The organism is Mycobacterium sp. NGS11, from assembly GCF_059813315.1.
The window spans coordinates 130,686-151,739 of record NZ_JCALEJ010000006.1 but is presented as its reverse complement, the minus strand read 5'-3'; the positions used below and the strand labels follow the sequence as shown (position 1 = coordinate 151,739).

Here is a 21,054-nt window from a genome sequence, read left to right as displayed (position 1 = left end):
TCGGGCCGCGCAAGTTCAGCGCGGCTGCACCAATCCGCCCCGCGGGTGCTCGTCGACGTCGTCGAGGATCAGCTCGCGCACGGCGCGACGCGGTCCGTACGGTCGCAACATCGTGCTCGCCGGCCGTGGACGCACGTGCTGCGGCCACCAGAACCAGCGCCCGAGCAAGGTGGCCAGCGACGGTGTCATGAACGAACGCACGATCAAGGTGTCGAACAATAGCCCCAGCGCGATCGTCGTACCCACCTGGGCCATCACCAGCAGCGGGCTGAACATGAACGTGGCCATGGTGGCGGCGAACACCAGACCGGCGGAGGTCACCACCGAGCCCGAACCCGCCATCGCGCGGATGGTCCCCGTTTTCAGCCCCGCGTGGATTTCCTCCTTGAACCGCGATATCAGCAGCAAGTTGTAGTCCGAGCCGACCGCCAACAGCAGGATGATCGCCATCGCCAGCACCATCCAGTGCAACTTCAGGCCCAGGATGTACTGCCATACGAGCACGGAGAGTCCGAATGAGGCGCCCAGCGACAGCAACACCGTGCCAACGATCACGAAGGCCGCCACGACGCTTCGGGTGATCACCAGCATGATGACGAAAATCAAAGTGGCTGCGGCGATTCCGGCGATCATCAGGTCGATGTTGGAGCCGTCGTGCATGTCCTTGTACGTCGCGGCGGTGCCGCCGAGGTAGACCTTCGCGCCCTCCCAGGGGGTGCCCTTGATCGCCTCGTGGACCGCCTGCTTGATCGGTTCGATGTGGTTGATGCCTTCGGGGGTCGCCGGGTCGCCTTCGTGGGAGATGATCAGCCGGACCGCGTGCCCGTCCGGCGAGATGAACTGTTTGAGGCCTCGCGCGAAATCCGGGCTCTTGAACGCCTCCGGCGGAAGGTAGAACGTGTCGTCGTTCTTCGCTTTGTCGAAGGCGTCGCCCTGGGCGGTGGCGTTGTCGGACTGCGCTCTGGCTTGTTCGTTAAGACCTTGCGTGATCGCATAGTTCGACATGATGGTGTCGAGGTTGCGTTGCTGGCTCTCGATCTGCGGCGGTATCAGCGCCACCAGCTTGGGCTGGATCTGATCCAACTTATCGAGGTTCGCGCTGAGGTTCACGATGTTCTGGGCCACCTGGTCGATGCCGTCGAGCGCGTTGAAGATCGACCGAAGCGCCCAGCAGCTCGGGATGTCGTAACAGTGCTTCTCCCAGTAGAAGTAGCTGCGGATCGGCCGGAAGAAATCGTCGAAGTTGGCGATGTCGTCGCGCAACGCCTCGGTGATCTGCACGGTTTCCTTGGTGAGCCTGGTGGTTTCGTGCGTCGTGTTGCTCAGATCCTGGGTCACCTGCATCTGCTCATGCAGCGTTGCCATCGTCTTGCGCAGCTCGTCGGCCTGCTTGAGCAAGTTTGCCGCCTGCTCGTCCTGATAGTGCTGCGTCTGGATTCGCCCCGCTGCCTGCGCGCCCATCTGAAAACCGAGGGTGCTGTGGTCGAGCGGCGTGCCCAGCGGTCGGGTGATGGTCTGCACCCGGCCGATACCGGGGATATGGAAGACCGCCTTGGCGACCTTGTCCAGGACGATGAAGTCCGCCGGATTACGCAGGTCGTGATCGGTCTCGATCATCAACAGCTCAGGATTGAGCCGCGCCTGGTCGAAGTGCCGGTCCGCGGCGGCATAGCCGACATTGGCCGGGGTGTCCGCCGGCAGGAAGTGGCGGTTGTCGTAGTCCGTCTTGTAACCGGGCAGGGCGAGCAGACCAACCAATGCGACTCCGATGGTCACCGCGAGAACCGGTGCGGGCCAGCGGACGACCGCGGTGCCGATGCGACGCCAGCCCCGGGTCTGCAGCTTGCGCTTCGGGTCCATCAGCTTGAAGAACGACGCCACGGTCAGGACCGCCGGCGCCAGGGTCAAGGCCGCGAGGACCGCGACCAGCATGCCGACGGCGCAGGGTATGCCGAGTGACGAGAAATAGGGCAACCGGCAAAAGCTCAGGCAGTACATCGCGCCGGCGATGGTCAGCCCCGACCCCAGCACGACATGGGCGGTGCTGTGGAACATCGTGTAGAACGCTTGTTCACGCGTCTCACCCAGACCGCGGGCCTCGTGGTAGCGGCCGACCACGAAGATCGCGTAGTCCGTGCCGGCGGCGATCGCCATCAGCACGAGCATGTTGTTGGCGAACGTGGAAAGCCCCATGATGCCGTAGTTTCCGAGCGTCGCGACGACACCGCGGGCCGCTGCCAGCTCGATGAACACCATGGCCAGCATGATCAGAACGGTGGCCACCGACCGGTAGACGATCAGCAGCATCACGATGATCACGACGAAGGTGACGAGCGTGACGACCATGACGCCCTTTTCGCCCGCGTGGGACTGGTCGGCGAACAGCGGACCGGCGCCGGTGACGTAGGCCTTGATCCCCGGCGGCGCCGGCACCGAGTTGACGATCTTGCGGACGGCGTCGCTGGACTCGGAGGACAACCCGCCGCCCATGTTGCCGGCGAGGTAGACCTGGACGTACGCGGCCTTTTGGTCGTGGCTCTGGGATCCCGCGGCGGTCAGCGGATCGCTCCAGAAATCCTGGATGTGCTGAACGTGCTTCTTGTCCTGTTCGAGCCGCCTGACGATCTCGTCGTAGTAGCGGTGCGCTTCGGGCCCGAGCGGCTTGTCACCCTCCAGCAGGACCATCGCCGAGCTGTCGGAGTTGAACTCTTTGAACGTCGATCCGACGCGCATCATCGACTGGAAGGATGCCGCGTCCGTCGGACTCATCGACACCGAGTGCGTTTTGGAGACCACCTCCAGCTGAGGCGCCACGGTGTTGGTGACGAAGACGATGCCCAACCACACCAGGACGATCGGCAGCGCCAGCCGGTGGATCATGCGCGGCAGGAACGGCGGGATCAGCGGCTGGTCGACGCGCGGCGCGGCCTCGCTTGGCTGGCTCATGCGGACTTGTCCAGGCAATAGACGAACGCGTTCACGGTCTGGTTGGGATCTGAGCGATTCGGAGTCTTGATGACGTCACCGCTTCCATCGTGCTTGTTGACCACGAACTGGCAGGCGATCCAACTGCCGTCGCCTTGCGCCACCAGGTTTGCCGGGATGCCGGGCTTCGTTGAACTCAATGTTTTGCTCCAGGGCAAGGGCACGTTGAGGGCCTGCTGCGGATGGGAGTTTTCGTCGAGGTAGTTGATGGTCGCCGTGCTGCCCGGTGAACCCCAGACCTCGAGGGTGATCGTCTTGGCGTTGAACTCATCGAGAACCTCACCCGAGGTGCCGCCGCCGAACGAACCTTTGTGAACGCCGAAGACGCCGTGCAGTCGGTATACGACGAATCCCGACACCGCGACGACGGCTGCGATGGTGAGCACCAGCCAGAAACGCCCCAGAAACCCCTTTTTCCTGGCGCGCTGCGGAGCGGCCGTGTCGCCCTCCCCGCCGGCCGAGCCCTGCGTTTTCAGCGGCTCGGTCCTCGGCTCAGTCGTCGTCATGGGCGTTTCAAGTCCTTCACGTTCACCGGTTGCAGTTCGCCAAGCCACGCCCCCCGGCCTCCTCTCTGCGTTCATTGCGATCCCGAGATGAGCCCGACGCACGTGGCCGTCAGCAGGCGGGTCAGGGCGGACGCGAAGTCCAGATTCCACTCGGGCGGAACGACTTCGGGCTCCTCGGCGTAGACGTCGGTCAGGTGTTCCGGCGGGTTCGCGACCTGCCAGAGCGTCGCGGCCAGCGAGTACGCGGCCAGCAGGATGTCGAGCGAGCCCGATCGCCCGAGTTCGGGCAGTGCGCTGCCGATCGAATCGGCCAGTGACAGTGTGGCCGCGGTGCTGATCCGCCTGACCTCGATGACCCGCTCCGCGTCCACCTCGTGTTCCAGGTGCAGGTGCAGATTGGCCAGCAGGTCGCAGAACAACGGGTCTTGGGCCAGGGCTTCGGCCAGCGTCTCGGCGATGCGCAAGGGCGACTTCGCGCCGGGCTCGGCCAGCTTCTCCGATACCGTGGTCGACCACCGCACCCAGCCCTCGGCGGACAGATGCAGCAGGACCTCCTTGTGCGAGGTGAAGTAGCGGCGCACCGCCGAGTAGTGAATCCCGGCGCGACTGGCGACCGCGGTCAGGGTGACCGACGCGACGCCCGTTTCCATCGCCAGCGAGCGTGCCGCTTCCACGAGGGCCTCCGCACGTTGGCGCTTCTTCTCCTCGGTGCGGGCGCGCTGGAATGTTAGTTGCGCCACCGGCTGAGCGTAACGCACGTTGTGTGATTTGCATAACGCACGTCGCGTGATTTGTGCTGGCTCACCGGGGTCACGAAAAACAGGTAAGGGTGTAACCATACCCATCGTCCGGCACCCAAGAGCCCCTCGGAGTAGCGCGTGCAAACCATTGCCCTGATCGGGTTTCTCGGCGGGCTGATCACCGGCATCTCGCCGTGCATCCTGCCGGTGCTTCCGGTGATTCTGCTGTCCGGCATGGAAAGCACCCGCGACGGCACACCCACCGCGCGTTCGGCGGCGCGGCCATACCTGGTGATCGCGGGCCTGGTGTGCAGCTTCAGCCTCGCCACGTTGATCGGCTCGGCGCTGCTGACGGCGCTGCACCTGCCACAGGACGCGATCCGGTGGGCCGCACTGGTGGTGTTGGTCCTGATCGGCCTGGGCCTGATCTTCCCGCCGGTGCAGCACTTGATCGAGCGACCTTTCGCCTACCTCCCGCAGCGTCAAATCGGCTCGGGGACAAACGGTTTCGGTTTGGGTCTGACGCTGGGCGCGCTCTACGTGCCGTGTGCGGGCCCGGTGCTGGCCGCGATCGTGGTGGCCGGGGGGACGTCCTCGATCGGGCTCGGCGCGCTCGTGTTGACCGCGACGTTCGCCGCCGGCATCGCGTTGCCGCTGCTGGCCTTCGCGCTGGCCGGACGGCGCGTCGCCGAACGCGTGGCCGCATTCCGCCGTCGCCAGCGGGTGATCCAGGTCGCCGGCGGAATCGCGATGATCGTGCTGGCCGTGGCGCTGGTGTTCAACCTGCCCGCGATGCTGCAGCGCTCCGTCCCCGACTACACGACGGCGATGCAGAACAAGCTGGGGGCCAACAACATCCAACGCAGCCTGGCACCGGCCGCCGTGCAACAGCCGAACGGCGGCGGCGCGCTGCCGCTGAGCCCGCCCGGTGCCCCAGTGAACGGCGCGCTGAGCGACTGCGCCGGCGTCTCCGCCGGCCTGCAACAGTGCGGACCGGCTCCCGCCCTGACCGGCATCACCGGATGGCTCAACACGCCCGACGGCAAGCCGTTGGACGCCGCGACGGTGCGCGGCAAGGTGATCCTGATCGACTTCTGGGCCTATTCGTGCATCAACTGTCAGCGCGCCATCCCGCACGTAATCGATTGGTACAACCGGTATCGCGACAACGGCTTCCTCGTCATCGGGGTGCACACCCCGGAGTACGCCTTCGAGCGGGTGGCGGCCAATGTGGCCAGCGGCGCCGCCGATCTGCACATCACCTATCCCATTGCGCTGGACAACGACTACGCGACGTGGAACAACTTTCAGAATCTGTATTGGCCGGCCGAGTACCTGATCGACGCGAATGGGCAAGTGCGGCACAGCAAGTTCGGCGAGGGCGATTACGACGACACCGAAAAGCTGATCCGCAAGCTTCTGCTCGATGCGCATCCCGGCGTCGCGCTGCCCGCGCCGACGAACTCGGCCGACATGACGCCGCAGACCCGGCTCACCCCCGAGACGTACCTGGGTGTCGGTCGGTCTGAAAATTACGGCGGCACTGGGGATTACAAAGCCGGTGCCACCACGCTGAGCCTCCCGCCACGCCTGGCCGACGACAAGTTCGCCCTGGGCGGCCGCTGGAGCCTGGACAACCAGGGGGCAACGGCGGACGGCGACGACTCCGTCATCCGCCTGAACTACACCGCGAAAGATGTCTACGCCGTCGTCGGCGGCAGCGGCACCGTCACGGTGAAGCGGGATGGCAAGACCACCACGACCCCGATCGGCGGAGCGCCCACGTTGCACCGGATCGTCGCCGACGACTCCGCGCACCGCGACCAGCTGGACATGCGAGTCAGCAAGGGCTTGCAGGTCTTCTCGTTCACCTTCGGCTAGCCGCCCATCCGTCGCATCGGCGGCAACGAATAACCCCCGTGGATCACTCACGCGCCCGCTCAGTGGCGGTCATTGGCAGCGGCGTGGCCGGGCTCACCGCTGCCTACGTGCTGTCCGGCCGTGACCGCGTCTGCCTGTACGAGGCCGACGCGCGCCTCGGCGGCCACGCGCATACCCATTTCATCGACGACGGCTGCGGCCCGATCATGGGCATCGACTCCGCATTCCTAGTGCACAACGACCGCACCTATCCGACCCTGTGCCGATTGTTCAGCGATCTCGGTATCGCCACCCAGCACGCGGAGATGTCGATGTCGGTCAGGGCCGACGACATCGGCCTCGAATATGCGGGCGCACTGGGACTACGGGGACTGTTTGCGTGCCAGCAGTCGTCCCGACCGCGGTATCTGCTGATGCTCGCCGAGATCATCCGCTTTCACCGCGTCGCCTCGCGAGTGCTCGATGACGGCGCGGACAACCATCTCGAGACGCTGGAAAGCTTTGTGAACCGGCACCGCTTCTCCTCGTACTTTGTCGAGTATTTCCTCGCCCCCCTGGTGGCAGCGGTGTGGTCCTGCGCCGGCGGCGATGCGATGCGTTATCCCGCCCGTTATCTGTTCGTCTTCCTCGCTCACCACGGGATGTTGTCGGTTTTCGGGTCCCCGAAGTGGCGCACCGTCACTGGCGGCTCGGCGTCTTACGTCAAGGCGGTCGCCGCTCGCCTGGACGAAGTGTCGGTCCGGACGCCGGTGCATTCGCTGCGGCGGGTGCCCGACGGGGTGATGGTGCAGTCCAGCGGCGAGTCGCCGCGGCTTTTCGACGCCGCCGTCGTGGCCGTCCATCCCGACCAGGCTCTGATGTTGCTCGACCAACCGACGCCGTGGGAGCGCGCCGTGCTGTCCGAGCTTCCGTATACGACCAACCGCGCCCACCTGCACACCGACACCTCGGTACTTCCCCGCCGCCGCCGGGCCCGAGCGTCATGGAACTATTTGGTGACACCCAAGACGGATCACGTGGTGGTCAGCTATGACGTCAGCAGGCTGATGCGCCTGCACGGCGCGCGGCGATATGTGGTCACCCTCGGTGGCGAAGACCTGATCGATCCCGAGTCGGTGCTGGCCGAAATGACCTACGATCACCCGTTGTACACAGCGGAATCCGTTGCAGCGCAACGCTTGCTCCCGACCCTTGACGACGACCGCGTGGTATTCGCGGGCGCCTACCACGGCTGGGGCTTCCACGAAGACGGCGCGGCTTCGGGACTGCGCGCGGCCCGCCGGCTCGGTGCCGACTGGCCGGCCGCGCCCCTCCGCCCCGCAGGTGGCCCGGTGCTGAGCCACGTCTTGACCCCAGCCATCTACCGCACCACGATCACCCACAGCCGCCGCGTTCCGGTGCACCACTCCTTTGAATACCGAAGCTACAGCTGGTATGTCGACGTCGACCAGCTGCCCTCCTTGCCCCGCTGGCTTCGGCCGCTGGCGCGATTCCGCCCCGAGGACCACTTCGCCCACCCGCGGCACGGCTCGCTGCGTGAACGACTCAACGCCGTCTTTGTCGACCACGGCTTAGCCGTCCCCGACGGTCCCATCACCGCCCTATTGCAGGCCCGCGTTCTGGGATACGTGTTCAATCCGCTGAGCGTCTTCTGGTGCCACGACCGCGACGGGCGGCTCCGTCATGTGATCGCCGAGGTGCACAACACCTACGGTGAGCGCCACGCATACCTGTTGCCTCCGGCTGATCAACCGGTGGCGGCGGAAAAGTCCTTCTACGTATCACCATTCAACGCCGTGGACGGCTACTACCTGGTGCGCGCCCCGCGACCCGGCGCCGACGTCGACATCACAGTGGCCCTGCATCGTGGCGGCGAGCAGGCTTTCATCGCCAACCTGCGCGGACGGCGACAAGCGGCGTCCACGAGCCGGATTCTGATCAGCAACCTCATGTCACCACTGGCGCCGTGGGTAGTGGCGGCGCGCATCCGAATACAAGGGATCAAACTTTGGTTACGGCGAATTCCGGTGGTACCGCGATGACGGTACCGGCCATCCGCACCCGGCCGATCCGAAAACCCTCAGTGGCAATCGATTCGAGGCGCTGGCCGGCCGTCGCCACTGTGCCCTCCGGGCCGGTCGCCGCGGCGTCGGCCCTGATCGCCGCGGGACTGCTGCGGCGCGCCGCGGATCGGCTTCCACTGCGACTGGTCTACCCCGACGGCACGGTGGCCGGCGCGGCCGACCCCACCGCGCCGACAATGGTGGTCCATCGGCTCGATGCGCTGACCCGCCGCACCGGCCGCTACGGGCTGATCGGGTTCGGCGAGTCCTACATGGCCGGCGAATGGTCGTCGGATGACCTGGTGGCGATGTTGACGGCCTTCGCCACATCGATGGCCGACCTGGTGCCTCGCCCACTGCAATGGTTGCGACCTCTCGGGCCGGCGCTTCGACCGCGCTGGAAAGGCGTCGGCCGCGATCAAGCGCGACGCGACATAGCCGCGCACTATGACCTGTCCAATGACCTCTTCGCGCAGTTCCTCGACGAAACGATGACCTACTCGTGCGCGCTGTACACACAATTGCCGGCCACATCGGACGACCTCGCCGAGGCGCAGCGTCGCAAGATCGATCGGTTACTCGACATGGCCCACGTCCGCCGCGGCAGCCGGGTTCTCGAGATCGGCACCGGTTGGGGCGAATTGAGCCTACGCGCGGCCGCACGCGGAGCATACGTCCACTCAGTGACCTTGTCTGCCGAACAGCACCACCTGGCGCGCAGGCGCGCTGCCGCCGCGGGACTGACCGACCGGGTGCAAATCGATCTGTGCGATTACCGCGACGTCACAGGGTGCTACGAGGCCGTGATATCGGTCGAGATGATCGAGGCGGTCGGCTACCACTCGTGGCAGCGGTATTTCGCAACACTGCAACGCCTGGTGCGCCCCGGCGGCCGGGTAGCGATCCAGGCGATCACCATGCCGCACAACCGGATGCTGGCCAGCCGCAACACCCACACCTGGATCCAGAAGTACATCTTCCCCGGCGGGTTGCTTCCCTCCACGCGGGCCATCTCCGGTATCACCGCGCGGCACACGGATTTGCGGACCGTCGACATGACATCGCTGCGTCCGCATTACGCCGAAACACTGCGGCTCTGGCGGGAGCGGTTCTCACAGCGGCGAGATGACCTGGCGCAGTTGGGCTTCGACGAGGTGTTCGCCCGAATGTGGGAGCTGTATCTGGCACACTCGGAAGCCGGATTCCGATCGGGCTATCTCGACGTATATCAGTGGACATTCGAGCGCGAGGACAGACAGTGAACCTGGCCAACCTGATCGAAGTCTCCGGCGCCTCGCTGTTAGCTCTGGCTGTGGTGCATTCGATCGCGTTCGTAATCGGTTGGCGGATCGGCCGATACAACGTCGTCGACGTGGCATGGGGCATAGGTTTCATAACCATCGCCGCCGTCTGCGCGACGCTCGGACGTGGCGACCCTGCCCGGCGATGGCTGCTGCTGGCATTGGTGACGATCTGGGGCCTGCGGCTGAGCTGGCACATCCAGCGCAAAACAATAGGCAAGGGCGAGGATCCCCGCTACGCGAACTTGTTGCGGGATGCCACGCTCGGTCAGGTGGTTCGCAAAGTCTTTGTGCTACAAGGCTTCATCACGTGGTTTGTCGCATTCCCGTTGCAGCTTTCCGCGGCGACAGGCCCCGCCCCGAGGGCGCTGATGCCCATCGCGGCGCTGGGTGTGGCGACGTGGCTGGTGGGTTTCGTCTTCGAAGCCGTGGGCGACTATCAGCTCATGATTTTCAAATCCGATCCGGCCAACCGGGCCGCGGTGATGGACCGCGGCCTGTGGGCGTGGACCCGCCACCCCAATTACTTCGGCGACGCCGCGGTGTGGTGGGGGCTGTGGCTGATCACCATCAATGGCTGGTGGGCGCTTGTCACTGTCGGCTCTCCCCTGCTGATGACCTACTTTCTGGTGTGGGTGACCGGCGCGCGGTTGGCGGAGAAGTTGATGGCCGGCCGTCCTGGCTTCGCCGAATATCAGCAGCGGACCGCATTTTTCGTTCCCAGGCCGCCCGGGCCGGCGCATCGATGACCGGTGAGCACTAAGACGTCTTCCTCAGACTGCCCAGCATCGCGACCACCACGCCCGATACGACCAGGGCGGCGCCACCGATCAACGTCGCGTCAAGCCATTGGTGCAGACCGGCTTCGGCGTGTTCGATCATCGCCTCGGCGACTTGCCGGACGTTGCCGGTGGTGCGATTCAGCGCATCGTGGACATAGCGGCCGGCGACCTCGATGCCCGCCCATCCGCCCGCACCGACGAGCAGCGCCGAGATGCCCAGGCTGCTCAACGCCTTGCCGCGGCGGCGTGCGGCCGCCACCGTGAGCAGCGCGCAAAAGCCGCACAGCGCGGCCCCACCCAAGGTGATCCACGGGCCCCAGGTGGACAACCGGCTCAGCCGCCCCTGCTGCATCGAATGCGGCACCGAAACGGTCAGCGGGACACTGAGTTTCGCGGGCACTGCCACGTTGTGGCGGGCGAGCAGCGGCTGGATCGAGCCGTCGTTGAGCATCGGCGCCACGTCGACCGCCCACTGGTTGCCGTCCTTGCCGGACCCTGGGTCGCCGAACAACCAGCCGTGCGCCGCGCGATTCGCCTGGGCGAACAGCGGCGGAAACGCCGGGCCGGCGGTGAAGGCGCGCGCGGCCTCCTGCACCTCGGAACCCTCGACTTCAGAGCGGCCCCCGCCACGCTCGGCGATGAGAGTCATTGCCCGGCTGCTCAGTTCGGACGCCATGGCCGACTGGACGGCGGGATCCGTTGCCGCCTGCTGCGCCAGCGCGGCATACCCGTCGGCGTCAACGACGTGCAGCTGCGTCCACGCCGCGGGGATCGTCACCGCCAACGCGAGCGTGGTGATGAGCCACAACAACAGGGTCGCCGCGAAACGCACGCCCGCGAATCTACTGAATGCCCCGCACGTACGCGGCCTGCCCGAGGTGCTGGGCACAGTCGTCGATGATGCTCACCAACCGCGCGCTGGCCGTCACCGGCGGATCCCAGTTGGTGTCCACGACGCGGGCCAGTTCTTCGGCGCTGACCCCGGCGACGTATTCGAGGCTGAGCTCGTGCACCGCGTGGTAGTAGCCGGACAGCAGGTCCGCGGGCGCCTGCACCTTGGCCACGTCGTCGGGCCCGTGTCCGTAACCGGTGTCGTCGCGCGGCAGGTCCAGGCCGAACCGGTCCACCCAGCCGTCGCGGAACCACACCTGCTCGGCGCCGGCGACGTCGGCCAGCTGGAGATCCTGGATCCGAGCGCTGTGCCACAGCAGCCACGCGATGCTGTTGGCGTTCGGCGTCGGCCGGTAGCCGGATTCCTCGTCGCTCAACCCGTCGGTGATCTCATCGACGTGCTCGATCAACCGGGTGAACGCGTCGCGCAGCAGCTCGTGCAGGACGGCGGCGTCGTCGGTGCTGGCCATACTCGCGACACTACGGGAGGGCGCCGTGGCAGACCGCTTCGACGTTGTTGCCGTCGGGGTCGCGCACGAACGCCCCGAAGTAGCCGGGGTGGTATTCCGGCCAGAGCCGCGGCGCATGCAGTGCTTCGGCGCCGAGCTCGACGGCGGCCGCATAGAAGGCGCGCACCGCGGCCTCGTCGGCGGCCTCGAAGGCCAGGTGCACTTCCCGATTGGGTCCCGCCGGCGCCTCGGAGATCCAAAACGTCGGTTTGCCCGCCCGCCCGTACCCGATGGCGGGACCCACGTCCAGCTGCCGGGAGAAACCGAGCGTTGCCAGCACCGCGTCGTAAAACCGCTGAGATTCGGCGTAGTCGGCGCAATTGATTCCCACATGATCGATCACGGGGAAGATCCTGGCACGACCCGCCGCCGCGGTCGTAGATTGTTTGAATGACTTACGACCTCATCATCCGCAACGGCACCATCGTCGACGGGCTGGGGGGTGAGCCGTTCGTCGGCGACGTGGCGGTGAAGGACAGCGTCATCGAGGCGGTCGGCGCGATCAACGGGGCTATTGCCGCACGGGAGATCGACGCCACCGGGCTACTGGTCACCCCGGGCTTCGTCGACCTGCACACCCACTACGACGGCCAATCCATCTGGTCGGAGCGCCTGACCCCGTCCTCTGCGCACGGCGTGACGACGGTGGTGATGGGCAACTGCGGGGTCGGCTTCGCGCCCTGCCGCCAGGAGGACCACGAGGTGCTCGTCGACGTGATGGCAGGCGTGGAGGACATCCCCGGTGTGGTCATGACCGACGGGCTGCCGTGGACGTGGGAGACGTTCCCGGAATACATGGACGCGCTCGAGTCCGGCAAGCGCGACATCGATGTGGCCGCGTACCTGCCGCACTCGCCCCTGCGGGTGTACGTGATGGGCCAGCGCGGCGCTGACCGCGAACCGGCGACCGAGGACGACCTGGCCAAGATGCGCCAACTGGCCAAGGAGGCGATCGAGGTCGGCGCGCTGGGCTTCGCGTCGTCGCGGCTGACCATTCACAAAACCGAAAGCGGTTCGCCCATCCCGAGTTACGAGGCCGCCCGGGAGGAGATCGAGGAGATCGCCCGCGGCGTCGTGGACGGCGGCGGCGGCCTGCTGCAGTTCGTTCCCGACATCCCGTCGGGCGGGTACCAACCCGTGCTGCAGACGGTGTTCGACGTCGCCGAGGACGTCGGGTTGCCCGTCACCTTCACCCTCGTCGTCGCCAACGCCGGCGACCCGACCTGGCCGGACGCCATCACGATGATCGAGAAGGCCAACGCGGCCGGTGGTGACGTCAGCGCGCAGCTGCTGCCGCGGCCGATCGGTCTGATCATCGGGTTGCAGCTGTCCGCCAACCCCTTCGTGCTCTACCCCAGCTACCGCGAGATCGCGCACCTGCCGCTGGACGAGCGGGTCGCCGAGATGCGTAAGCCCGAGGTCCGCGCCCGCATCCTGGCCGACACGCCAGGCCAGGGTCACCCGATTCTGTTCGTGACGCAGATGTGGGACTGGATCTTTCCGCTGGGCGACAACCCCGACTACGAGCCGGACCCCTCGAACAGCATCGGTGCCCGGGCCCGCGCCAAGGGTGTGAATCCGATGGAAGAGGCGTACGACCGGCTGCTGGACGACGAGGGCCGGGCCATGCTGCTGGTCGCGACCAGCAACCTGCAGAACAATTCGCTGGACACCGTCGGAGAACTGCTGCACCGCGACGACGTAGTGCTCGGCCTCGGCGACGGGGGCGCGCACTACGGGATGATCTGCGACGCCAGCTACACGACCTACTTCCTGACGCATTGGGCGCGCGACCGCAAGGCCGGTCGGTTCACCGTGCCCGAAGCGGTTCGCGAGCTCACCTCGGTGCCGGCCCGCATCGCGGGGCTGGGTGACCGCGGGCGCATCGCGGTCGGCTACAAGGCCGATCTCAATGTCATCGACTACGCCGCCCTTCGGCTGCACAAGCCGATGATCAGCTACGACCTGCCGGCCGGGGGCCGGCGCCTGGATCAGACCGCCGAAGGGTATGTCGCCACGATCGTGGCCGGAGAAGTGATCGCCGAAAACGGCGTCCCGACCGACGCCCGTCCAGGCAAGTTGGTGCGTGGGCGTCAGCCCGTTCCCGTACCCGCGGGATAACGCCGCGAAAAGCGGCATATAGCAGCTAAGTTGGGTCGGTGACGAACCCGCATTTTGCGTGGTTGCCGCCAGAGGTCAACTCGGCACTTATTTTTTCCGGTCCCGGTCCCGGGCCGCTGCTTGCTGCCGCGGCGGCATGGGACGGGCTGGCCGGAGAGTTGGCCTCGTCGGCATCGTCATTTTCTTTGGTGACCTCGGATCTGGCCAGCGGGTCGTGGCAGGGCGCATCGTCGACGGCCATGATGTCCGTGGCCAGCCGATACGTGAGCTGGCTCAGCGCGGCGGCCGCGCAGGCCCAGGCGGTCTCGCACCAGGCGTCGGCCATCGCCACCGCATTCGAGGTGGCGCTTGCCGCCACGGTGCAGCCCGCGGTCGTGGCGGCCAACCGCGCCTTGGTGACGGCCTTGGCGGCCAACAATCACCTTGGCCAGAACACCCCGGCCATCGCCGACATCGAGGCCGCCTATGAGCAGATGTGGGCCTCGGACGTGGCGGCGATGTTCGGCTATCACGCCGACGCCTCGGCGGCCGTGGCCAAGTTGCCGCCCTGGAACGAGGTGCTGCGTAACCTCGGCTTCGCCAACGCCGGCGCCGCCGTCACGCGCCCGGTGCCGCAGTAAATCCCGCGCCTATCCTGGAAGGTCATGCGCACCAAGAAGAAGGTCGATCTCCAGGCGCTGGCCAACGCGCTGGCCGACTACCCGTACGCCTACTTGATCACGGTCGACGACGACTACCGGGCGCACACCGTGACGGTCGAGCCGCAGCTGCGCGAGGCCACTCTCGACGTCGGACTCATCGGCGGGCGAACCCGCAACAACCTCGCCCGGCGCGCCGACGTGACCCTGTTGTGGCCGCCCGCCGAACCCGGCGGTTATTCGCTGATCGTCGACGGCACCGCCTCGGTGACCGACGCCGGCGCGGAGACCGCCCGCCTGACCGTGGTTCCCACCCGCGCGCTGCTGCACCGCGACGCCGACTCCCCCGACGCGGCGAGGGGCTGCCTGCACGACTGCGTGGTGTTCTCGCTGCCGGGCTAGCGGGTCGCCGCCATCGGGCCAGGGCCGTACAGTCTCATCCGTGAGCCGCGTCGCACCGCTCGCTCCGCCGTGGAGCGAAGAAGATGCCACTGGCATCAACAGCTGGGGCCACCCCGATCGCACCTATGAGCCGCTGCTGTTGGTGCGTTGCCTGCAGCGCCATCCGGCGCTGGCCTCCCGTTTGCGTAAGCTTGGCGAATCCCTTTATGTCGCAGCGCTTTTGCCGGGCCGGACGCGGACCATCGCCATCCTTCGCAGCTGTGCGCTGCTGCGCTGTCAGTACGAGTGGGGCGGACAGGCGGCGTTCTGGGGCCCGATCGCGGGCGTCAGCGAAGACGAGTGCGACGCGCTGGTCACCGGTGGCCCCGACGACCCACGGTGGAGCCCGGCCGAGCGGACGCTGATCGAGGCGGTGGACGAACTCGAGCGCACCGGCACCTGGTCGGAGGCGACGTGGAGCGCGCTGGGCGGCTTTCTCGACGACGAGCAGCGCATCGAATTGCTCACGGCCGTGGGCTGGTATCGCACGATCTGCACGCTGTGCAACGCGCTCGCGCTGCCGGTGGAGGGCTGGATGCGGCCCTGGCCCTTAGCCCACTGACCGGTCCCTGCGCAGTCCCGGATGCTGGTTCTTCAGTAACGGCAACAGCACCCGCCGCGGCATGAATTGAAACAGCCTGGTGCTGATCTGGCTTGGCAGGCCGGGGATCACGGTTCCGCGGTCGCCGTCGAGCGCGTCGATGCCGGTGCGTGCCACGTCGCGCGCCGGCTTCCACAGGAACTTCGGGAACGCGTCGGCGAAGGTCCGCTCGTCCATGCCGGCGCTCTTCAGGAATTCGGTGCGCACCGGGCCGGGGTTCAGCAACGCGACGGTGATCCCGGTGCCGGTGAGTTCGCCGCGCAGCCCCTCGGTGTAGGTGATCACGAACGCCTTGGTGGCGGCGTAGCCCACCTGCCCCGGGAAGGGGTGGTAGCCCGCGGTGGATCCGACGTTGAGGATCGCGCCCTTCTTGCGCGGCACCATCCGCTGGACCGCGCGGGTGGTCAGATCGATGACGGCCTCGACGTTGACCCGCACCTGGGCGATCTCGTCGTCGACGGACGTGGTCGTCACCGAGCCGATGGTGCCGATGCCGGCATTGTTGACCAGGATGTCGGCGGTCAGGCCGCGACGCTCGACCTCTTCGAAGAGGTCGGCGCGGGAGGCGGAATCGCCGACGTCGCAGGCGATCACCTCGACACGGATGCGGCCGGCCAGCTCGTCGGCCAGCTCGCGAAGCCGCTCTTCGCGGCGGGCGACCAGCGTGACGCCGTGTCCGCGGGCGGCCAGCTCGCGGGCGATGTCGGCGCCGATGCCCGACGAGGCGCCGGTCACGACGGCGGTGCTGGTGGGTGAGGGAGTCGGAAGGGCCACGGCGTTCAACGTACAAGGCGGGTTTCGGGCCCGGCGCGCCGAACGTGAAACCAGGGCGGGCAAATCGCCGGAATCCCGCCCTGAGTTCACGCTCGGCGCACACGAAAAACCCGGCCCCTTGTGGGGGCCGGGCTTTCCCGTACTCGAGTCGTGGACTTAGAAGTCCATGCCGCCCATGCCACCGGTCGGGTCGCCCGCGGGTGCGGCCGCCTTCTCCGGCTTATCGGCGACGACGGCCTCGGTGGTGAGGAACAGGCCCGCGATGGACGCCGCGTTCTGCAGCGCCGAACGGGTGACCTTCACCGGGTCGGCGACGCCGGCCTTCAGCAGGTCCTCGTACTCACCGGTGGCGGCGTTCAGGCCGGTACCGGCGGGCGAGTTGCGGACCTTCTCGGCCACAACGCCGGGCTCCAGACCGCCGTTGAAGGCGATCTGCTTCAGCGGAGCCTCGAGCGCCACGCGGACGATGTTGGCGCCGGTCGCCTCGTCACCGGTGAGCTTCAGCTCGTCCAGCGACGGGGTCGCGTGCAGCAGGGCCACGCCACCACCGGCGACGATGCCCTCCTCGACGGCGGCCTTGGCGTTGCGGACCGCGTCCTCGATGCGGTGCTTGCGCTCCTTGAGCTCGACCTCGGTCGCGGCCCCGGCCTTGATCACCGCAACACCGCCGGCCAGCTTGGCCAGGCGCTCCTGCAGCTTCTCGCGGTCGTAGTCGGAGTCGCTGTTCTCGATCTCGCTGCGGATCTGGGCCACCCGGCCGGCGATGGCGTCGGAGTCACCGGCGCCCTCGACGATGGTGGTCTCGTCCTTGGTGACGACGACCTTGCGGGCCTTACCCAGCAGGGCGACGTCGGCGCTCTCCAGCGACAGGCCGACCTCTTCGCTGATGACCTGGCCGCCGGTGAGGATGGCCATGTCCTGCAGCATCGCCTTGCGGCGGTCACCGAAGCCGGGGGCCTTGACGGCCACCGACTTGAAGGTGCCGCGGATCTTGTTGACGACCAGGGTGCTCAAAGCCTCGCCCTCGACGTCCTCGGCGATGATCAGCAGCGGCTTACCGGCCTGGATGACCTTCTCCAGCAGAGGCAGCAGGTCCTTGACGGTCGACACCTTGGAGCTGACCAGCAGGATGAAGGGGTCCTCGAGGACGGCTTCCTGACGCTCGGCGTCGGTGACGAAGTAGCCCGAGATGTAACCCTTGTCGAACCGCATGCCCTCGGTGAGCTCGAGCTGCAGGCCGAAGGTGTTGGACTCCTCGACCGTGATGACGCCCTCGTTGCCGACCTTGTCCATCGCCTCGGCGATCAGGTCGCCGATCGACTGGTCGCCCGCGGAGATGGCCGCGGTGGCAGCGATCTGGTCCTTGGTCTCGACCTCTTTGGCCGACTTGAGCAGGGTCTCGGTGACCTTCTCGACGGCCTTTTCGATGCCGCGCTTCAGACCCAGCGGGTTGGCGCCGGCCGCGACGTTGCGCAGGCCCTCGCGGACCAGCGCCTGGGCCAGAACCGTGGCCGTCGTCGTGCCGTCACCGGCCACGTCGTCGGTCTTCTTGGCGACTTCCTTGACCAGCTCGGCGCCGATCTTCTCGTAGGGGTCCTCCAGCTCGATCTCCTTGGCGATGGACACACCATCGTTGGTGATCGTGGGGGCGCCCCACTTCTTCTCCAGGACGACGTTGCGGCCCTTGGGACCCAACGTCACCTTTACCGCGTCGGCGAGGGCGTTCAGCCCTCGCTCGAGGCCGCGACGGGCCTCTTCGTCGTACGCAATTGTCTTGGCCATTGCGAAGTGATTCCTCCGAATATATGGGGTGACACTCAGGGCGACCGCTTGTCGGGTCGCCCCATCAACGCTGTGGCCGGGTGCAGTGCCCGCGACGGACGGCTAGGTGTCTTCCGCTTGGCGCGGCCCTGGCCTCACCGTCCCGACCTAGCACTCGCCGGTCGCGAGTGCCAACGTCATTCTTAGCACTCGCCTATGTCGAGTGCAAGAACTGGTCAGCCCTATCGCCGAACGCGTAAACCGTCGACGACGACGTCGGTCACCCGCTCGGCCAAGTCCGAGTTGTAGGCCTCCATCGCCTGGCACCCGACCATGATCGCCTTCACTTCGCGCACCCCGATGTCGCAGCGCGCGGAGCCGGCGCGCTGCGCGGCCCGTAGCAGCTCGTCGAGCATGGCCAGGAACGCGTCCTCGGCGTCGGGGGCGGCGGTGGCGATGTCGATGCCGAGCCCGGCGAGCGCGTCGGCCAGGCCGCGGTCCGTCGCGCCCCAGTGCAGCACCATCGACCGCAGGAAGGTGAAGAGCGCCTCGCCGGACCCTTCGGAATCCAGCAGGGCGCGGCCGTCGTCGACCAGCCGCTGCATGCGGTCCTCGATGACCGCCTGGAACAGCGACTCCTTCGTCGGGAAGTGCCGATAGACGGTGCCGGCCCCCACGCCGGCCCGCCGCGCGATCTCGTCGATGGGCACCGCGAGACCCTCGGCCGCGAAGGTTTCGTAGGCGACTTCCAGCACGCGCGCCCGGTTGCGCGCGGCATCGGCGCGCAGCGGCCGTGCGGGCTGCGCCATCTGTTCACTCCTCGAACCAAAGAAATTGCAAAGCGGGGCGTGCGTTCCATATAGTGGCACAATCAACCGGAGCGATCGCCCCGTTTACTTTACAAGTTCAAGGAGCCTCTCATGGGCAAGTGGACCACCGCGGACATTCCCGACCAGACCGGACGGGTCGCCGTCATCACCGGAGCCAACACCGGCCTGGGCTACGAGACGGCCCTGGCGCTGGCCGACCACGGCGCCCATGTGGTGCTGGCGGTGCGCAACCTGGACAAGGGCAAGGAAGCGGCGGCACGGATCACCGCCCAGAGCCCGCATGCGGACGTCGCGCTGACCGAACTCGACCTCACGTCGCTGGCGTCGGTCCGGGCGGCGGCCGAGCAGCTGCGATCCGCGCACGACCGCATCGACCTGCTGATCAACAACGCCGGGGTGATGTACACGCCGAAGTCGAACACCAAGGACGGCTTCGAGCTGCAGTTCGGCACCAACCACCTGGGCCACTTCGCCCTCACCGGCCTGTTGCTGGACCGGCTGCTGCCGGTCGCCGGCTCGCGGATCGTCACGGTCAGCAGCGTCGGCCACCGCATCCTGGCCGACATCCACTTCGATGACCTGCAGTGGGAACGCCGCTACAACAGGGTGGCCGCCTACGGGCAAGCCAAGCTCGCCAACCTGCTGTTCACCTACGAACTGCAGCGACGGCTTGCCCAGCACGGCACGACGATCGCCGCGGCCGCGCACCCCGGTGGTTCAAACACCGAATTGGGCCGCTACACGCCCACGCTGCTGAAGCCCGCTGTCGACTTGTTCTTCTCGAGGGTTGCTCAGGACGCGGCCATGGGCGCGCTGCCCACCCTGCGTGCGGCCACCGACCCCGCGGTGCTCGGTGGGCAGTACTACGGGCCCGACGGCTTCGGGCAGACGCGCGGCTACCCGACGATCGTGGGCTCCAGCAAGAAGTCCCACGACGCCGATCGCCAGCGCCGGTTGTGGACGGTGTCGGAGCAACTGACCGGCGTGACGTACCCCGTTTAGCTCACGTCGAGCAGCTGCTCGTAGAAGCCGCCGAAGCCGCGCGCGCGATCGATGAGGTGGATCTCCAGGATCCAGTGGCAGATGCGGCCGCGCGGGTCGGTGCGGCGCATCGGCTTCGTCGACCCGGGCATGATGTACCACTCGACGCCCGGGCCGGCGATCTTCTTGTGCGGGAACTCGCCGATCAGATGGCCCGCGATGCGGCTGCCCCACTCGAACCCCTCGGCGCCGGCCACCCCGACGACGTAGTCGAACAGCTCGGCGCCGGTGATGTCGGGGTGGCCGGCGAAGTGCTCGCGGCCGGCCTCCCACACGCGCGGCAGGGCGTCGCGAACGGCCGCCTTGTGGGGGTCGCCGCCGAGCACGAACGTCCGCCCGAAATCGGCCTCCCACTCCTCGAAGATCGGGCCCAGGTCGAGAAAAACGATGTCGTCGTCGACGATCACGCGGTCCGGCGGGCGTTCCTGGAACGGCTGCAGCGTGTTCTCCCCGGCCCGCACGATCCGCCGATGCCAGTGCCGGGTCACCCCGAACATCTCGCCGGCGAGGTGGTGGATCCGGTCGGAGAGTTCCTTCTCCGCCAGCCCGGGGCGGATCATGGCCCGCCGCTCGATCTCGTCGAACAGCTGCGCGGCTTTGCGTTCGGCGTCGAGCAGCCGTTGCACGCGAACATCTTCGGCGGGCGATCGGTCCACACCGGCGATGCTATGCGCACACTGGAACCATGTCCCTCGTCGTGCCGCCCTACCCACCCGCCCGATACACCAAAGACGAACCGGAGATCAGCGCCTGGCTCAAGCGGGCCGATCAGCCGCCCGACTATGAGACGTCCGGGGTCAAGTACCACTACCTGGCCAACCAGCAAGACACCGCCGGCGACTACGGCCTCTACCGCGTCGACATCGCCCCGGCCGGCGGCGGGCCCCCGGCGCACTTCCACCGCGCCATGTCCGAGGCGTTCTTCGTGTTGTCCGGAACGATGAAGCTCTACGACGGCACACAGTGGGCGGACGGACATCAGGGCGACTTCCTGTACGTCCCGCCCGGCGGCGTGCACGGCTTCCGCAACGAGGCGGACGAACCGGCGTCGATCCTGATGTTGTTCGCACCCGGCGCACCCCGTGAGGCCTACTTCGAGGGCTTCGCGGCGCTGGCCGACATGACCGACGACGAGCGCCGGGAGTGGTTCATCCGCCACGATAATTTCTGGGTGCAGTAGACCTTTGCA

General features: G+C 67.2%; 20 protein-coding genes and 1 pseudogene. 11 read left to right on the top strand and 10 right to left on the bottom strand.

Annotated features, from left to right (window positions below):
* Window positions 1–15 precede the first annotated feature (15 nt).
* From AC5Y4T_RS10800 to AC5Y4T_RS10790, 3 genes are all read right to left on the bottom strand, one after another.
* A complete protein-coding gene (locus AC5Y4T_RS10800; protein WP_499948053.1) occupies window positions 16–2,946 on the bottom strand; it encodes an MMPL/RND family transporter in 2,931 nt (976 codons plus the stop codon).
* Window positions 2,943–3,491 carry an MmpS family transport accessory protein gene (locus AC5Y4T_RS10795; RefSeq protein WP_499917989.1) on the bottom strand — a complete coding sequence of 183 codons (549 nt, stop codon included), beginning with the start codon at window positions 3,489–3,491 and terminating at the stop codon, window positions 2,943–2,945. Before AC5Y4T_RS10795 ends, AC5Y4T_RS10800 begins: the two co-directional genes overlap by 4 nt.
* A gap of 71 nt (window positions 3,492–3,562) precedes the next feature.
* The gene (locus AC5Y4T_RS10790) at window positions 3,563–4,249 is read right to left on the bottom strand and encodes a TetR/AcrR family transcriptional regulator (RefSeq protein WP_499917988.1); all 687 of its coding nucleotides are present in this window, start codon (window positions 4,247–4,249) and stop codon (window positions 3,563–3,565) included.
* A gap of 120 nt (window positions 4,250–4,369) precedes the next feature.
* Here AC5Y4T_RS10790 and AC5Y4T_RS10785 point away from each other — a divergent pair, with 120 nt between their 5' ends.
* The 5 genes and pseudogenes from AC5Y4T_RS10785 (at window position 4,370) to AC5Y4T_RS10765 (ending at window position 10,225) form a co-directional block, all read left to right on the top strand.
* The gene (locus AC5Y4T_RS10785) at window positions 4,370–6,112 is read left to right on the top strand and encodes a cytochrome c biogenesis protein DipZ (RefSeq protein WP_499952959.1); all 1,743 of its coding nucleotides are present in this window, start codon (window positions 4,370–4,372) and stop codon (window positions 6,110–6,112) included.
* 38 nt (window positions 6,113–6,150) lie between these two features.
* Window positions 6,151–7,419 (top strand): annotated as a pseudogene (locus AC5Y4T_RS10780) (NAD(P)/FAD-dependent oxidoreductase); the annotation flags it as partial.
* Window positions 7,420–7,443: 24 nt separating this feature from the next.
* The gene (locus AC5Y4T_RS10775) at window positions 7,444–8,154 is read left to right on the top strand and encodes a DUF1365 domain-containing protein (protein WP_499917984.1); all 711 of its coding nucleotides are present in this window, start codon (window positions 7,444–7,446) and stop codon (window positions 8,152–8,154) included.
* Entirely contained in the window at window positions 8,151–9,437 is a 1,287-nt protein-coding gene (locus AC5Y4T_RS10770) for a class I SAM-dependent methyltransferase (RefSeq protein WP_499952958.1), read from the top strand. Before AC5Y4T_RS10775 ends, AC5Y4T_RS10770 begins: the two co-directional genes overlap by 4 nt.
* Before the next feature lie 2 nt (window positions 9,438–9,439).
* A complete protein-coding gene (locus AC5Y4T_RS10765) occupies window positions 9,440–10,225 on the top strand; it encodes a DUF1295 domain-containing protein (RefSeq protein ID WP_499918246.1) in 786 nt (261 codons plus the stop codon).
* Between the two features lie 10 nt (window positions 10,226–10,235).
* On the opposite strand, the gene AC5Y4T_RS10760 is transcribed toward AC5Y4T_RS10765, so the two are convergent.
* From AC5Y4T_RS10760 to AC5Y4T_RS10750, 3 genes are read right to left on the bottom strand one after another with little or no spacing between them, the layout of a single operon-like run.
* Window positions 10,236–11,090: a hypothetical protein gene (locus tag AC5Y4T_RS10760; protein ID WP_499917981.1), complete on the bottom strand. Its 855-nt coding sequence runs from the start codon at window positions 11,088–11,090 to the stop codon at window positions 10,236–10,238.
* A gap of 10 nt (window positions 11,091–11,100) precedes the next feature.
* A complete protein-coding gene (locus AC5Y4T_RS10755; protein ID WP_499917980.1) occupies window positions 11,101–11,619 on the bottom strand; it encodes a mycothiol transferase in 519 nt (172 codons plus the stop codon).
* Window positions 11,620–11,629: 10 nt separating this feature from the next.
* A complete protein-coding gene (locus tag AC5Y4T_RS10750; RefSeq protein WP_499917979.1) occupies window positions 11,630–12,001 on the bottom strand; it encodes a VOC family protein in 372 nt (123 codons plus the stop codon).
* Window positions 12,002–12,048: 47 nt separating this feature from the next.
* Between AC5Y4T_RS10750 and AC5Y4T_RS10745 the strand changes: the two genes are divergently transcribed.
* The 4 genes from AC5Y4T_RS10745 to AC5Y4T_RS10730 are packed head-to-tail and all read left to right on the top strand — an operon-like array spanning window position 12,049 to window position 15,420.
* On the top strand, window positions 12,049–13,779 hold the full coding sequence (locus AC5Y4T_RS10745; RefSeq protein WP_499917978.1) for an N-acyl-D-amino-acid deacylase family protein: 1,731 nt from the start codon (window positions 12,049–12,051) through the stop codon (window positions 13,777–13,779).
* 38 nt (window positions 13,780–13,817) lie between these two features.
* The gene (locus tag AC5Y4T_RS10740; RefSeq protein ID WP_499917977.1) at window positions 13,818–14,399 is read left to right on the top strand and encodes a PPE family protein; all 582 of its coding nucleotides are present in this window, start codon (window positions 13,818–13,820) and stop codon (window positions 14,397–14,399) included.
* Between the two features lie 24 nt (window positions 14,400–14,423).
* Window positions 14,424–14,819: a pyridoxamine 5'-phosphate oxidase family protein gene (locus AC5Y4T_RS10735; protein WP_499917976.1), complete on the top strand. Its 396-nt coding sequence runs from the start codon at window positions 14,424–14,426 to the stop codon at window positions 14,817–14,819.
* A gap of 40 nt (window positions 14,820–14,859) precedes the next feature.
* Window positions 14,860–15,420 carry a carboxymuconolactone decarboxylase family protein gene (locus tag AC5Y4T_RS10730; protein ID WP_499917975.1) on the top strand — a complete coding sequence of 187 codons (561 nt, stop codon included), beginning with the start codon at window positions 14,860–14,862 and terminating at the stop codon, window positions 15,418–15,420.
* Here AC5Y4T_RS10730 and AC5Y4T_RS10725 read toward each other — a convergent pair.
* From AC5Y4T_RS10725 to AC5Y4T_RS10715, 3 genes are all read right to left on the bottom strand, one after another.
* Window positions 15,409–16,233: an SDR family NAD(P)-dependent oxidoreductase gene (locus tag AC5Y4T_RS10725; RefSeq protein WP_499917974.1), complete on the bottom strand. Its 825-nt coding sequence runs from the start codon at window positions 16,231–16,233 to the stop codon at window positions 15,409–15,411. The genes AC5Y4T_RS10730 and AC5Y4T_RS10725 overlap by 12 nt on opposite strands.
* 156 nt (window positions 16,234–16,389) lie before the next feature.
* Complete coding sequence (gene groL, locus AC5Y4T_RS10720; protein ID WP_007768358.1) at window positions 16,390–18,015, bottom strand: chaperonin GroEL; 1,626 nt, start codon at window positions 18,013–18,015, stop codon at window positions 16,390–16,392.
* Between the two features lie 221 nt (window positions 18,016–18,236).
* Window positions 18,237–18,803: a TetR/AcrR family transcriptional regulator gene (locus tag AC5Y4T_RS10715; RefSeq protein ID WP_499917972.1), complete on the bottom strand. Its 567-nt coding sequence runs from the start codon at window positions 18,801–18,803 to the stop codon at window positions 18,237–18,239.
* A 111-nt stretch (window positions 18,804–18,914) separates the two neighbouring features.
* Here AC5Y4T_RS10715 and AC5Y4T_RS10710 point away from each other — a divergent pair, with 111 nt between their 5' ends.
* Window positions 18,915–19,826, top strand: coding sequence for an SDR family NAD(P)-dependent oxidoreductase (locus AC5Y4T_RS10710; protein ID WP_499948067.1), 912 nt, complete (start codon window positions 18,915–18,917; stop codon window positions 19,824–19,826).
* Here AC5Y4T_RS10710 and AC5Y4T_RS10705 read toward each other — a convergent pair.
* Window positions 19,823–20,521: a M24 family metallopeptidase gene (locus tag AC5Y4T_RS10705; protein WP_499917970.1), complete on the bottom strand. Its 699-nt coding sequence runs from the start codon at window positions 20,519–20,521 to the stop codon at window positions 19,823–19,825. The two genes, AC5Y4T_RS10710 and AC5Y4T_RS10705, sit on opposite strands and share 4 nt — an antisense overlap.
* A gap of 29 nt (window positions 20,522–20,550) precedes the next feature.
* Between AC5Y4T_RS10705 and AC5Y4T_RS10700 the strand changes: the two genes are divergently transcribed.
* Window positions 20,551–21,045, top strand: a complete 495-nt coding sequence (locus AC5Y4T_RS10700; protein ID WP_499917969.1) for a cupin domain-containing protein — start codon at window positions 20,551–20,553, stop codon at window positions 21,043–21,045.
* The last annotated feature ends 9 nt before the right edge of the window (window positions 21,046–21,054 follow it).